The organism is Stenotrophomonas sp. YIM B06876 (assembly GCF_030711595.1).
GTDB lineage: Bacteria > Pseudomonadota > Gammaproteobacteria > Xanthomonadales > Xanthomonadaceae > Stenotrophomonas.
The window spans coordinates 1-247 of sequence record NZ_JAUJUJ010000434.1 but is presented as its reverse complement, the minus strand read 5'-3'; the positions used below and the strand labels follow the sequence as shown (position 1 = coordinate 247).

Sequence of the window (247 nt, the reverse complement as noted above, 5' to 3'; positions counted from 1 at the left end):
GCCATCGAGCTGGCCCAGTTCGCCAAGAAGGTCGGCGCCGACAGCCAGCTGCAGGTCGTGCCCTACTACAACAAGCCCACGCAAGAGGGCCAGTACCAGCACTTCCGGCGAATAGCCGAAGCCGTGGGCGACCTGCCCACCATCCTCTACAACGTGCCCGGCCGCTCGGTCGCCGATATGCAGCACGACACCGTGCTGCGCCTGGCCCAGGTGCCCGGCATCGTCGGCATCAAGGAGGCCACCGGCA

The 247-nt window shown here is 67.2% G+C and carries 1 protein-coding gene; it reads left to right on the top strand.

Annotated elements, in window-relative coordinates; all coding sequences use genetic code 11:
• A partial coding sequence (locus QZH66_RS17785; protein ID WP_305807140.1) for a dihydrodipicolinate synthase family protein occupies positions 1 to 247 on the top strand: 247 nt, incomplete at both ends.